Annotated in this window: 11 protein-coding genes; 9 read left to right on the top strand and 2 right to left on the bottom strand. The window is 56.8% G+C overall.

Annotated elements, in window-relative coordinates; translation table 11 throughout:
* Positions 1–23 precede the first annotated feature (23 nt).
* On the top strand, positions 24–1,202 hold the full coding sequence (gene xylR, locus U9O48_RS01010) for a D-xylose utilization transcriptional activator XylR (RefSeq protein WP_324723339.1): 1,179 nt from the start codon (positions 24–26) through the stop codon (positions 1,200–1,202).
* A 54-nt stretch (positions 1,203–1,256) separates the two neighbouring features.
* Here the strand turns inward: xylR and U9O48_RS01005 are convergent, their stop codons facing one another.
* The gene (locus tag U9O48_RS01005) at positions 1,257–2,090 is read right to left on the bottom strand and encodes a protein bax (RefSeq protein ID WP_282493037.1); all 834 of its coding nucleotides are present in this window, start codon (positions 2,088–2,090) and stop codon (positions 1,257–1,259) included.
* Positions 2,091–2,404: 314 nt separating this feature from the next.
* Here U9O48_RS01005 and U9O48_RS01000 point away from each other — a divergent pair, with 314 nt between their 5' ends.
* Complete coding sequence (locus U9O48_RS01000) at positions 2,405–4,435, top strand: alpha-amylase (RefSeq protein WP_324723338.1); 2,031 nt, start codon at positions 2,405–2,407, stop codon at positions 4,433–4,435.
* Between the two features lie 174 nt (positions 4,436–4,609).
* Entirely contained in the window at positions 4,610–5,866 is a 1,257-nt protein-coding gene (gene avtA / locus U9O48_RS00995; RefSeq protein WP_416382125.1) for a valine--pyruvate transaminase, read from the top strand.
* Between the two features lie 61 nt (positions 5,867–5,927).
* Here the strand turns inward: avtA and yiaJ are convergent, their stop codons facing one another.
* Positions 5,928–6,743, bottom strand: a complete 816-nt coding sequence (gene yiaJ, locus U9O48_RS00990) for an IclR family transcriptional regulator YiaJ (protein ID WP_324723335.1) — start codon at positions 6,741–6,743, stop codon at positions 5,928–5,930.
* A gap of 226 nt (positions 6,744–6,969) precedes the next feature.
* On the opposite strand from yiaJ, the gene yiaK reads away from it, so the two are divergent.
* The 6 genes from yiaK to ulaD all read left to right on the top strand — a co-directional run bounded on the left by yiaK (position 6,970) and on the right by ulaD (position 13,120).
* Positions 6,970–7,968 carry a 3-dehydro-L-gulonate 2-dehydrogenase gene (gene yiaK, locus U9O48_RS00985; protein WP_285145673.1) on the top strand — a complete coding sequence of 333 codons (999 nt, stop codon included), beginning with the start codon at positions 6,970–6,972 and terminating at the stop codon, positions 7,966–7,968.
* A 10-nt stretch (positions 7,969–7,978) separates the two neighbouring features.
* A complete protein-coding gene (locus U9O48_RS00980) occupies positions 7,979–8,446 on the top strand; it encodes a YhcH/YjgK/YiaL family protein (RefSeq protein ID WP_285145672.1) in 468 nt (155 codons plus the stop codon).
* Between the two features lie 27 nt (positions 8,447–8,473).
* Positions 8,474–9,400: a DUF4862 family protein gene (locus U9O48_RS00975; protein ID WP_324723333.1), complete on the top strand. Its 927-nt coding sequence runs from the start codon at positions 8,474–8,476 to the stop codon at positions 9,398–9,400.
* A gap of 48 nt (positions 9,401–9,448) precedes the next feature.
* The gene (locus U9O48_RS00970; RefSeq protein ID WP_282493044.1) at positions 9,449–10,768 is read left to right on the top strand and encodes an MFS transporter; all 1,320 of its coding nucleotides are present in this window, start codon (positions 9,449–9,451) and stop codon (positions 10,766–10,768) included.
* 196 nt (positions 10,769–10,964) lie between these two features.
* Complete coding sequence (locus U9O48_RS00965; protein ID WP_324723332.1) at positions 10,965–12,470, top strand: FGGY-family carbohydrate kinase; 1,506 nt, start codon at positions 10,965–10,967, stop codon at positions 12,468–12,470.
* Entirely contained in the window at positions 12,467–13,120 is a 654-nt protein-coding gene (gene ulaD / locus U9O48_RS00960) for a 3-keto-L-gulonate-6-phosphate decarboxylase UlaD (RefSeq protein ID WP_285145669.1), read from the top strand. Before U9O48_RS00965 ends, ulaD begins: the two co-directional genes overlap by 4 nt.

Here is a 13,120-nt window from a genome sequence, read left to right as displayed (position 1 = left end):
CACTGATTTGGGAAAGATAAGCCATGTTTGAGAAGCGTCACCGCATTACGTTGTTATTCAACGCCAACAAAGCCTATGACCGTCAGGTCGTCGAGGGCGTGGGTGAATATTTGCAGGCGTCGCAATCGGAGTGGGATATTTTCATCGAAGAAGACTTCCGTACCCGCATTGAAAACATCAAAGACTGGCTGGGCGATGGCGTGATCGCCGATTACGACGATCCCGTGATTGAGCAGTTGCTGACCGACGTCGACGTCCCGATTGTGGGCGTCGGCGGCTCGTATCACTCACCCGAGAAGTATCCTCCGGTCCACTACATCGCGACCGACAACCACGCGCTGGTCGAGAGCGCCTTTCTGCATTTAAAAGAGAAAGGCGTACACCGCTTCGCCTTTTACGGCCTGCCCTCTTCCAGCGGCAAAGGCTGGGCGATGGAGCGCGAGTATGCGTTTTGCCAGATTGTGGCGCAGGAAAAGTATCGCGGCGTGGTTTATCAGGGGCTGGAGACTGCGCCTGATAACTGGCAGCACGCGCAAAATCGGCTCGCCGACTGGCTGCAAACCCTGCCGCCGCAGACGGGCATTATCGCCGTTACGGATGCGCGCGCGCGTCACGTTCTCCAGGTCTGCGACCATTTGCACATCCCGGTTCCCGAAAAGCTGTGTGTGATTGGTATCGATAACGAAGAGCTCACGCGCTATCTGTCGCGCGTGGCCCTGTCGTCGGTGGCACAAGGGACGCGGCAGATGGGCTACCAGGCGGCCAAGTTACTTCATCGCCTGCTGGATAACGAAACCCTGCCTCTTCAGCGCCTGCTGGTTCCGCCCGTTCGCGTGGTGGAACGCCGCTCGACGGACTATCGCTCCCTGAACGATCCGGCGGTGATTCAGGCGATGCACTATATCCGCAATCACGCCTGCAAAGGCATCAAGGTGGATCAGGTGCTGGATGCGGTCGGTATTTCTCGCTCAAATCTGGAGAAGCGCTTTAAAGAAGAGGTTGGGGAGACGATCCACGCGGTGATTCACGCCGAGAAGCTGGAGAAAGCCCGCAGCCTGCTGATCTCAACGTCGCTGTCGATCAATGAAATCTCGCAGATGTGCGGCTACCCGTCTCTGCAATATTTCTATTCGGTGTTTAAGAAGGAGTATGACACCACGCCGAAGGAGTACCGCGAGCGGTACAGCGAAGTGCTGGTGTAGTGCTGGTATAACAAAGAAAAACGCCTTCCGATGGAAGGCGTTTTTTTGGATGACTTACATATGAGCGGCGATTAAGCGCTGGTTATCCTGGTACATCGCAAACAGGTAGTTGTTGTAGCTCTGACCCTGCGTTGAATAACCTTTCAGCTTGTGAATCATGGTGCTCGCGGTTACTTCCTGGTCCGCTTTACGCAACTGAGCGCGTGACTTACGGAACGAAGAGTAGGCCGGGTGCGTGTTCAGGTTCACCACGTAGGCATTCACGGAATCTTTCACTGATTCGAACTGCGAATAGCCTTTCACTTTGCCAGGCACGTTGTTACAGCGGCCTTTGGCGCATTTCATGCCGAAGAGATTATTGTTGTTACGCGCCAGTTTTGACGTGCCCCAACCACTCTCGGCTGCTGCCATGGTTGCCACCATGCTGCCTGGAATAATATCCACACGCTCAAGCAGTGAGTTCCACGGCACGCGGCGGGTATTACCGTTCCAGCTCACCTTGTAGCGCGTCGCGATGTCTTTCAGACGTGCGCGTTCGCTTGGTGACCAGCGGCTTTCATACTGTTTCGAAACCAGCCAGTTACGGTCTGCAGTAATCGCAGAATTTTGGCTTGTAATATAAGGCATTACCGTCCGGAGAAACGCTTTTTTCCTTGGTGTCCCGGAAGGGTATTTTCGCAAATCAGGAAGTGAACTGCTCTTTACACTATTGCGAGAATACTCTTGTTTACTGCTAACCTTACTCTTACTGCTGGTCGTCGTCTTTATGACGTGGGCTTTTTTACTCGTTGTATCCGTGTGCGTCTTCGCAAGCACCTCACCTGAAAACATCACGGTGAGCAACATGAGTATCGTAGCCCCAAATCGTCGTATGGGAGTCGATATCATTAGGTCTCCTGGTCGGATATATACATTCCAACACCTTATTTTTTTCACAAAATTGAGAGCGGAATCTCAAATCATATCAAAAATAGTCTTCCAGAGCATCCAAAGAAATAGTCCAATTCCGAAACTATGTCACCTGAAACTTGCTCACTTAACCATCATTTCTACAAATTTGTGTGCGATATCGCAGATAACCGCCTAATTTTGCGCGAGATCACTCACCCTTTCGGCTCATCCTGCCAGAAAACGCAGGGGGAGGAGTCCTCGCCATAAACCTGATGGCACACTGGTTAAAATGGCCGCGACAGGAAAATGGAATGAAACGCTCAGCTTTAGCCCTTTTGCTTTTACCCGCGATGGCAAATGCAGACTGGTCATCTCCTGGCTTCTCCACGTTCAATGCCGAAGCTGCTGGGGTGTTCACCAGCCACGCGAAGTTTGCGAAGGGTACTCGCCCGCTGACGTTGAGTTTTGACAACGCGTGCTGGCAGCCGACAAACCCGATTAAACTCAATGAGATGATGTCGCTAAAACCTTGCGAAGGAACGCCGCCTCAGTGGCGTTTATTCCGCGAGGGCGATTATCAGATGCGCATTGATACGCGCTCAGGCACGCCGACGCTCATGCTCACAGTGCAAAGCGCCGCAGAGAAACCCGTCGCGGATGTCACTCGCCAGTGCCCGAAATGGGACGGCAAACCGCTCACCCTCGATGTTAAAAACACCTTCCCGGAAGGCTCCGTCGTCCGGGATTTCTACAGCCAGCAGACGGCCACGGTGCAGCAAGGAAAAATCACCCTGCAGCCCGCCGCGAACAGCAACGGTCTGCTCCTGCTTGAGCGGGCAGAAACCGACAAAGCTGCGCCATTCAGCTGGCAAAACGCCACCGTCTACTTTGTGCTGACGGACCGCTTCGTCAATGGCGACCCTTCTAACGACAACAGCTATGGCCGCCACAAAGACGGCATGCAGGAGATTGGCACCTTCCACGGAGGCGATCTCAAAGGGCTCGCCAGCAAACTTGATTATCTGCAGCAGCTTGGCGTCAACGCGCTGTGGATAAGCTCCCCGCTGGAGCAAATCCACGGCTGGGTCGGGGGCGGTACCAAAGGCGATTTCCCGCACTACGCCTATCACGGCTACTACACGCAGGACTGGACAAAACTCGACGCCAATATGGGCAGCGAAGACGATCTGCGCCATCTGGTCGACGAGGCACACCAGCGCGGCATCCGCATTCTCTTTGACGTGGTGATGAACCACACCGGCTACGCTACACTTGCTGATATGCAGGCGTTCCAGTTCGGCGCGCTGTACTTGCAGGGTGACGAGCTGAAAAAGACGCTGGGCGAACGCTGGACCGACTGGAAGCCCGCCGCCGGGCAGAGCTGGCACAGCTTTAACGACTACATCAATTTCAGCGACAAAGCCGGGTGGGAAAAGTGGTGGGGCAAAAACTGGATCCGCACCGATATCGGCGACTACGACAACCCCGGCTTCGACGATCTGACCATGTCGCTGGCCTTTTTACCGGATCTCAAAACCGAGTCCACCACCCCGTCCGGTTTGCCCAATTTCTACCGCCATAAGCCGGACACCCACGCCAAAGAGATCGCCGGGTATACACCGCGCGATTATCTCACCCACTGGCTCAGCCAATGGGTGCGCGATTACGGCATTGACGGTTTCCGCGTCGATACCGCCAAACACGTTGAACTCCCCGCCTGGCAAGCGCTGAAGGAGCAATCCACCCAGGCGCTGAAAGCGTGGAAAGAGGCCAACCCGGATAAAAAACTCGATGACACACCGTTCTGGATGACGGGTGAATCCTGGGGGCATGGCGTGATGCAAAGCGAGTATTACCGCCATGGTTTCGACGCGATGATCAACTTTGACTATCAGGAGCAGGCCGCCAAAGCCGCCGATTGCCTGGCCGAAATGGACATGACCTGGCAGCAGATGGCGGAAAAACTGCAGGGATTCAACGTCCTGAGCTATCTCTCCTCCCACGACACGCGCCTGTTCCGCGAGGGCGGCCAGCGCGCGGCAGAACTGCTGTTGCTCTCACCTGGCTCAGTGCAGATTTACTATGGTGACGAGTCCGAACGTCCATTCGGCCCGACCGGCTCCGATCCGCTGCAGGGAACGCGCTCGGACATGAACTGGCAGGATGTCGCAGGCGATCAGGCGGCGACCGTTAAGCACTGGCAAATTCTCGGGCAGTTCCGGGCGCGCCATCCGGCCATCGGCGAAGGCACGCAAACCACGCTCTCCCTCAAGCAGGGCTACGGTTTCGTGCGCCAGCACCAGGACGATAGCGTGATGGTGATCTGGGCCGGGAATCAGTAGCGCCATCGTCGTCCCCTTCCAACGGAGGGGGACGTTTTTATCAGAACAATTCACCACGCAAACACAAATCAGCGAAACAAAACCACGATCCCGACCTCTTCCCTCGATTTGCACCCGCACGATGCTAGCGTTATGGTTACCCACTTTCATTATAAGAATGCCAGAACACCTGCTATGACGTTTTCACTTTTCGGCGACAAATTCACCCGCCATTCAGGCATTACCCGCCTGATGGAGGATCTCAACGACGGGCTGCGCACACCGGGCGCTATCATGCTCGGCGGCGGAAATCCGGCCCAAATCCCGGCCATGAACGACTACTTCCACAACCTGCTGGCGGAGATGCTGCAAAACGGCAAAGCCACTGATGCGCTGTGTAATTACGACGGTCCGCAGGGCAAAACCGAACTGCTGACCTTGCTGGCTGAAATGCTGCGCGACGAGCTGGGTTGGGATATCGAACCACAGAATATTGCACTGACAAACGGCAGCCAGAGCGCATTTTTCTACTTGTTTAATCTCTTTGCAGGACGTCGCGCCGACGGCACCACTAAAAAAGTGCTGTTCCCGCTGACGCCGGAATACATCGGTTACGCCGACTCCGGGCTGGAAGAGGATCTGTTTGTCTCGGCGCGGCCGAACATCGAGCTGCTGCCAGAGGGCCAGTTCAAGTATCACGTCGATTTTGAGCACCTGCATATCGGCGAAGAGACGGGCATGATTTGCGTGTCGCGCCCAACCAACCCAACGGGCAACGTCATCACCGACGAAGAGCTGATGAAGCTAGATGTGCTCGCCAACCAGCACGGCATACCGCTGGTGATCGATAACGCCTACGGCGTACCCTTCCCCGGCATTATCTTTAGCGAAGCCCGCCCGCTGTGGAACCCCAATATTGTCCTGTGCATGAGCCTCTCAAAGCTCGGCCTGCCGGGCAGCCGCTGCGGCATCATCATCGCCAATGAAAAAATCATCAGCGCTATCACCAACATGAACGGCATTATCAGCCTGGCGCCAGGTGGCATGGGCCCGGCAATGATGTGCGAAATGATTAAACGCAACGACCTGCTGCGCCTGTCGAATGACGTGATCAAGCCGTTTTACTATCAGCGCGTCCAGGAGACGATCGCGACCATTCGCCGCTACTTGCCCGAAGATCGCTGTCTGATTCATAAACCGGAAGGGGCGATTTTCCTGTGGCTGTGGTTTAAAGACTTGCCGATCACCACCGAGCTGCTCTATCAGCGCCTGAAAAAACGCGGCGTGTTGATGGTGCCAGGGGATTACTTCTTCCCGGGCCTCGACAAGCCGTGGCCGCATACGCATCAGTGCATGCGCATGAACTACGTGCCGGACCCAGAGAAAATCGAAGCCGGGGTGAAAATCCTGGCTGAAGAGATTGAGCTGGCGTGGAGCGAAGGCAGCCGCTAACGGCTCACCGCAAGACAACAAAAAAGGCCAGATGTCGACATCTGGCCTTTTTTTTCACCACTTAGCCGCGAACGGTAAAGCCAAGTTCTTGTGAGATCGCTTGCGCCGTTTCACGCAGCGGTTTGAGCAGATTCTTCTCCCCCACCTGCTTCATACGCGAGGTCGACAGGGAAATGGAGATGGCATAAGGCACGCGCCCGTGAATATCAAACACCGGCACCGCGATGCAAGACACGCCCAGCTCGTTCTCTTCTTTGTCCATCGCCATGCTGTGGGTGCGAATCTCCGCCAGTTCATCGTACATGGCGCTCAGTTCAGTGATGGTATTGCGGGTCAGGGGCTGAATCTGCTCCTGATGACTCTGCCAGTAGCTCGCCACGTAATCCTGATGGCCAAACGCCATGTAAATTTTACCCATCGCAGAACAGAAGAGCGGCATGTGCTGGCCGATATAGGCGCGCGTGCGCAGCATTCCCGTCGTCGGCTCCAGCTTGTAGATCAGAATCGCGTGGTCATCTTCCCGACTGGAGAAGTTCACCGTTTCGCCGGTCACGATATTCAGATTTTCGAGATGCGGCGCCGCCACGTGAATGATGTTGAGCGACGACAGCGCTTTTTGTCCGACGGCGATGAATTTGGTGGTCAGGCGATAACTGCCCGCCGCGGGCGCGGGAGTGACGTACCCGCACGACTGCAACCCCTGCAACAACCGATGCACGGTGCTTTTGTTTAGCCCGGCAAGTTCCGACAAATGCGCCAGCGGACACCCGTTCGGGTAGTTACTGAGGATCTCAATCAGCATCAGGCCGCGAAACAAGCTCTGGCTACCTGCTGGCCTCTCTTTTTCTGGCGTCATTTCGCTCTCTTTCATGCTCATCAAATAGCTCTCCGTTAATCGCGTCCTGATGGTAGCGCAAAGTGTGGTTCAGTTCACGATCTCAGCACAAAAAACACAATGCATTGATTTTACTGGTTTTTGAAAAGCATGAATGTCGTTGATCTAACAAAATTTGATCGCTATATTTGAAATCAGATTTCGCATTGTGGAATTTAGAGATAAAAAAGCACTCACATGCGCCCCTCATACGAACAGGAGAACAGGGATGAAAGTGACCTTTGACGAGTTGAAAGCAGCCTTCAATCGGGTACTGCTCAACCGCGGCGTTCAGGCCGATACCGCCGACGCCTGCGCAGAGATGTTTGCGCGCACCACCGAATCCGGCGTTTATTCGCACGGCGTAAACCGCTTCCCACGTTTCATTCAGCAGCTGGATAACGGGGACATCATTCCTGACGCCCAGCCGAAGCGCGTCACCACCCTGGGTGCTATCGAGCAGTGGGACGCCCAGCGCTCCATCGGCAACCTGACCGCTAAAAAGATGATGGATCGCGCCACCGAGCTGGCCTCGGATCACGGGATTGGGTTAGTGGCGCTGCGCAACGCCAACCACTGGATGCGCGGCGGGAGCTACGGCTGGCAGGCCGCCGAGAAAGGCTATATCGGTATTTGCTGGACCAACTCCATCGCCGTAATGCCACCGTGGGGCGCGAAAGAGTGCCGCATCGGCACCAACCCGCTGATCGTCGCCATTCCATCCACGCCGATCACCATGGTCGATATGTCGATGTCGATGTTCTCCTACGGCATGCTCGAAGTGAACCGCCTCGCCGGGCGCGAACTGCCGGTGGACGGCGGCTTTGACGACGAAGGCAATCTGACCAAAGAGCCGGGCGTGATCGAGAAAAACCGCCGTATTTTGCCGATGGGTTACTGGAAAGGTTCCGGCCTCTCTATCGTGCTCGACATGATTGCCACCCTGCTCTCCAACGGATCGTCCGTGGCGGAAGTGACGCAGGACAACAGCGATGAGTACGGCGTGTCGCAGATCTTCATCGCCATCGAAGTGGACAAGCTGATCGACGGCCCAACCCGCGATGCCAAACTGCAGCGCATCATGGATTTCATCACCACCGCCGAACGTTCAGACGACGACGTCGCCGTGCGCCTGCCGGGGCATGAATTCACTCGTCTGCTGGAAGAGAACCGTCGCAATGGCATCACCATTGATGACAGCGTGTGGGCGAAGATCCAGTCGCTGTAAGGAGTGACGCATGATATTCGGACATATTTCACAGCCCAACCCCTGCCGACTTCCGCAGGCGATAGAGCGGGCGCTCGAATTTTTACGCACAACCGATTTCACGGCACTGGAACCCGGCGTGGTGGAGATCGACGGACGCAATATCTACGCGCAGATCCTCGATCTCACCACCCGGGAGCACCACCAAAACCGCCCGGAAGTACATCGCCGCTATCTGGATATTCAATTTCTGGCGTGGGGCGAAGAGAAAATAGGTTTTGCGATTGACACCGGAAATAACGAAATAAGCGAATCATTGCTGGAACAGCGCGACATTATTTTTTATCACCAGATGGAAAACGAATCGCTGATTGAAATGGTCCCAGGTAATTACGCCATATTTTTCCCGCAGGATGTTCATCGACCGCAATGTCATCAACACAAGGAGTCGGCCATTCGTAAAATTGTCGTCAAAGTGGCTGTCAGCGAATTGATTTAATTTTTTAAAATTAAACAGGAAAGCGAAATGACTCACACCGATTTTATTATTGGTGCGTACCCCTGCGCACCTTCGTTCCACCAGCAAGGGGAACAGGACGAGCGTGAATTCTGGCGTCAATTAGCCGATACGCCCGACGTTCGCGGCATTGAACAACCCTGTTTGGAAAACCTGCACCCGTTCGGGGATGAGTGGCTGTTCCGCCACACGCCGGACGACTGGCAAATTGTGGTCACGGCGGTGATGGAAACCATGCGTCGGCGTGGCACCCACGGCGGGTTTGGCCTGGCGTCTGCTGACGAAGATCAGCGCCGCGAGAGCGTGGCGTTTTATCGCCATCTGTTAGCGAAAATCGTCGCGGTCAACGCACGCTTCCCCGGCAAAGTCACCGCCCTGGAAATGCAGGCTGCACCGCAGGCGGGCAACGCTTGCGTCTCGCAGGCCACCGACGCGTTTTCTCGCTCAATCCGCGAAATTGCCGCCTGGGACTGGCCGTGCGATCTGGTGCTCGAGCACTGTGACGCCATGACCGGCAGCCAGCCGCGCAAAGGCTTTTTGCCGCTGGAAAACGTTCTGGACGTGCTGCAGGGCACCGATATCAGCGTGTGCATTAACTGGGCCCGCTCGGCCATTGAAGGGCGCGATACGACGCTTCCGGTGAAACATGTTCAGGCGGCACTGCAGGCGGGTAAGCTCGGTGCGCTGATGTTCTCCGGCACCACGGCGACCGGCGAATACGGCGACTGGCAGGATCTTCACGCACCCTTTTCACCGTTCTGCCCTGAAAGCTTAATGACACCTGAAAGTGTAAATGAATTATTTACTGCGGCGAGCGCCGCAACATTGAAATTCTCCGGTATCAAACTACTGGAAATAAATGCTAATGCTGACGTCAGTCATCGCATCGCCATTTTGCGCGACGGTATTAGCGTTATGAAAAAAGCAGCACAATAAAAATAATAATCTTATTCCCGAGCCGATTACCTTAATGAGACATTAATTATGACTAATTCTTCTCATGCTCTACAGGCGGATATTCCGCGCCAACGCTGGTTGAGAATAATTCCCCCTATTCTTATCGCCTGCATTATCTCTTATATGGACCGCGTCAATATCGCCTTCGCGATGCCGGGCGGTATGGATGAGGAACTGGGGATCACCGCCACCATGGCGGGTTTAGCAGGTGGGATATTCTTTATTGGTTATCTGTTCCTGCAAGTTCCCGGCGGCAAAATTGCCGTGCACGGTAGCGGTAAAAAATTCATCGGCTGGTCGCTGGTCGCCTGGGCGGTGATTTCCGTTCTGACAGGCATCGTTACTAACCAGTATCAACTGCTGGTCCTGCGCTTTTTACTCGGCGTGGCGGAAGGCGGGATGCTGCCGGTGGTGCTGACCATGATCAGCAACTGGTTCCCGGACGCCGAGCGCGGTCGCGCCAACGCGATTGTGATCATGTTCGTGCCGATTGCCGGGATTATCACTGCCCCGCTTTCCGGCTGGATCATCACCGCCCTCGACTGGCGCTGGCTGTTCATCATTGAAGGGCTTCTCTCCCTGGTGGTGCTGGTGCTCTGGATGCAGACCATCTATGACCGACCGCAGGAGGCGAAGTGGATTTCCGAGGCCGAGAAAAACTATCTGGTCGAGACGCTGGCCGCCGAGCAGCGCGCCATTGCGGGCAAAGAGGTGAAAAATGCGTCCCTGGGCGCGGTACTGTCGGACAAAACCATGTGGCAGCTGATCGCCCTGAACTTCTTCTACCAGACCGGCATTTACGGCTACACCTTGTGGCTGCCGACCATTCTGAAGGAGCTGACCCATTCAACGATGGGCCAGGTCGGGATGCTCGCCATTCTGCCGTACGTCGGCGCGATTGCCGGGATGTTCCTGTTCTCGGCCCTCTCTGACCGCACCGGCAAGCGCAAGCTGTTCGTCTCCCTGCCGCTAATCGGTTTTGCCCTGTGCATGTTCCTCTCCGTGGCGCTGAAAGAAAACATCTGGCTGGCGTATGCCGCGCTGGTCGGCTGCGGCTTCTTCCTGCAGTCGGCAGCGGGTGTGTTCTGGACCATCCCTGCGCGTCTGTTTAGCGCAGAGATGGCAGGCGGCGCACGCGGTGTGATTAACGCGCTCGGTAATCTCGGCGGGTTCTGTGGTCCTTACGCGGTGGGCGTGTTGATCACCTTGTACAGCAAAGATGCGGGCGTGTATTGCCTGGCGATCTCTCTGGCCCTGGCCTCGCTGCTGGCGCTGCTGTTGCCTGCGAAATGTGACGCCGGAGCACAGCCCAATCCGACGGTGAATCCGCACAAGCGCGCGGCCTGATGCCCTCACCCCGGCCCTCTCCCACAGGGAGAGGGTGAAAAAACGTAGGCCGGGTAAGCGAAGCGCCACCCGGCAACAGCAACCAAGAACGTAGGCCGGGTAAGCGCAGCGCCACCCGGCAACAGCAACCCAGAACGTAGGCCGGGTAAGCGCAGCGCCACCCGGCAACAGCAACCACGAACCGAGAATCGCAAAGATGAGTGAAAAAGAGCCCTTCTGGCTGGGTATCGATTGTGGCGGTACTTATCTGAAAGCCGGTCTGTACAACAGCCAGGGAAAAGAACACAGCATCGAACGTTGCCCGGTCGCCACGCTCAGCCCCCGTCCGGGCTATGCCGAACGCGACATGCACCTGCTCTGGCAGCGCTGCCACGAGACGGTTGCCGCCCTGCTGAATCGCACGGGCATTAATGGCTCCCAAATCAAAGGCATCGGCATCTCCGCCCAGGGCAAAGGCCTGTTCCTGCTGGATAAACAGGATAAGCCATTGGGCAACGCCATCCTCTCTTCCGACCGCCGGGCTTTAGAGATCGTCCAGCGCTGGCAGCAGGACGCGATCCCCGAAAAACTCTACCCGCACACCCGGCAAACCCTGTGGACCGGGCATCCCGCTTCGCTGCTGCGCTGGGTCAAAGAGCACGACCACCAGCGCTACCACCAGATCGGCTGCGTGATGATGGCCCATGACTATCTGCGCTGGTGCCTGACGGGCAAAAAGGGCTGCGAAGAGAGCAACATTTCCGAGTCCAATCTCTACAACATGAACACGGGCGACTATGACCCGCAGCTGACGCGCTGGCTGGGCATCAGCGAAATCGACAGCGCCTTGCCGCCCATCGTCGGCTCAGCAGAAATTTGCGGGGAAATCACCGCTCAGGCAGCCACCCTGACCGGTCTTGCGGCGGGTACGCCCGTCGTGGGTGGTCTGTTTGATGTGGTTTCCACCGCGATCTGCGCCGGACTGCACGACGAGCACACGCTCAACGCCGTGATGGGCACCTGGGCCGTCACCAGCGGGATTGCGCACGGCATCCGCGATAACGAACCCTTCCCGTACGTTTATGGCCGATACGTTCACCCGCAGCAGTACATCGTTCACGAAGCCAGCCCGACCTCATCCGGCAACCTCGAGTGGCTCACGGCGCAGTGGGGCGATCTCTCTTTTGACGAGATCAATCAGGCAGTTGCCAGCCTGCCGAAAGCGGCCAGCGATGTCTTCTTCCTGCCGTTTCTCTACGGCAGCAACGCCGGGCTGGAGATGACCAGCGGTTTCTACGGCATGCAGGCGCTGCACACCCGCGCCCACCTGCTGCAAGCGGTTTATGAAGGGGTGGTGTTCTGTCACATGACCCATCTCAACCGCATGCTCGAGCGCTTTACCGATGTTCAGGCCCTGCGCGTCACCGGCGGCCCGACCCATTCCGAGGTGTGGATGCAGATGCTGGCGGACGTCAGCGGTCTGGCAATCGAACTGCCGCAGGTCGAGGAGACCGGCTGCTCCGGCGCGGCGCTCGCCGCCCTCGTCGGCACCGGGGTTTATCCCGATTTCTACGCCGCGCAGCAAAGCCTCAAGCACGACATCCGCACCATCGAGCCGGACATGCAGGCCCACGCCGCCTACCAGCACAAATATCACCGCTACCAGCTACTGATTTCAGCATTGCAGGGCTTTCACGCCCGAATTAAGGAGTACAACCTATGAGCCGACCATTACTACAGCTGGCGCTCGACCACACCAGCCTTCAGGCCGCCCAGCGCGATGTCGCGCTGCTGCACGATCATGTCGATATCGTCGAAGCCGGCACCATTCTGTGCCTCACCGAGGGTCTTTCGGCGGTACGCGCGTTGCGCCAGCAGTGCCCGGACAAAATCATCGTCGCCGACTGGAAAGTGGCCGACGCAGGAGAAACGCTGGCGCAGCAGGCCTTTGACGCGGGCGCGAACTGGATGACGATTATCTGCGCCGCACCACTGGCGACCGTGGAAAAAGGCCACGCGGTGGCTGCCGCGCGCGGATGCGAAATCCAGATGGAGCTGTTCGGTAACTGGACCCTGGACGACGCGCGCGCGTGGCATCGCGTCGGGGTTAAACAGGCGATTTACCACCGCGGACGCGACGCCCAGGCCAGCGGCCAGCAGTGGGGCGAAGACGATCTCGCCAGAATGAAAGCTTTGTCAGATATCGGTCTGCAGCTCTCCATCACCGGCGGCATCACCCCGGCGGATTTACCGCTGTTCCGCGAGATTAACGTTAAAGCCTTTATCGCCGGACGTGCGCTGGCTGGGGCCGCCAACCCATCGCAGGTGGCAAATGAGTTCCACACGCAAATCCGCGACATCTGGGGAGAATAA

The sequence above is a fragment of the Lelliottia sp. JS-SCA-14 genome, from assembly GCF_035593345.1.
Taxonomy (GTDB): Bacteria; Pseudomonadota; Gammaproteobacteria; order Enterobacterales; family Enterobacteriaceae; genus Enterobacter; species Enterobacter wanjuensis.
Note: the sequence above shows the minus strand (reverse complement) of the source record. Positions and strands in the feature narration are given on the sequence as shown.

What these genes read in the sequence shown, in the direction of transcription:
- xylR (WP_324723339.1), top strand. Translation starts at nt 24, where the DNA reads ATGTTTGAGAAGCGTCACCGCATTACGTTGTTATTCAACGCCAACAAA.
- U9O48_RS01005 (WP_282493037.1), bottom strand. Translation starts at nt 2,090, where the DNA reads ATGATATCGACTCCCATACGACGATTTGGGGCTACGATACTCATGTTG.
- U9O48_RS01000 (WP_324723338.1), top strand. Translation starts at nt 2,405, where the DNA reads ATGAAACGCTCAGCTTTAGCCCTTTTGCTTTTACCCGCGATGGCAAAT.
- avtA (WP_416382125.1), top strand. Translation starts at nt 4,610, where the DNA reads ATGACGTTTTCACTTTTCGGCGACAAATTCACCCGCCATTCAGGCATT.
- yiaJ (WP_324723335.1), bottom strand. Translation starts at nt 6,743, where the DNA reads ATGAGCATGAAAGAGAGCGAAATGACGCCAGAAAAAGAGAGGCCAGCA.
- yiaK (WP_285145673.1), top strand. Translation starts at nt 6,970, where the DNA reads ATGAAAGTGACCTTTGACGAGTTGAAAGCAGCCTTCAATCGGGTACTG.
- U9O48_RS00980 (WP_285145672.1), top strand. Translation starts at nt 7,979, where the DNA reads ATGATATTCGGACATATTTCACAGCCCAACCCCTGCCGACTTCCGCAG.
- U9O48_RS00975 (WP_324723333.1), top strand. Translation starts at nt 8,474, where the DNA reads ATGACTCACACCGATTTTATTATTGGTGCGTACCCCTGCGCACCTTCG.
- U9O48_RS00970 (WP_282493044.1), top strand. Translation starts at nt 9,449, where the DNA reads ATGACTAATTCTTCTCATGCTCTACAGGCGGATATTCCGCGCCAACGC.
- U9O48_RS00965 (WP_324723332.1), top strand. Translation starts at nt 10,965, where the DNA reads ATGAGTGAAAAAGAGCCCTTCTGGCTGGGTATCGATTGTGGCGGTACT.
- ulaD (WP_285145669.1), top strand. Translation starts at nt 12,467, where the DNA reads ATGAGCCGACCATTACTACAGCTGGCGCTCGACCACACCAGCCTTCAG.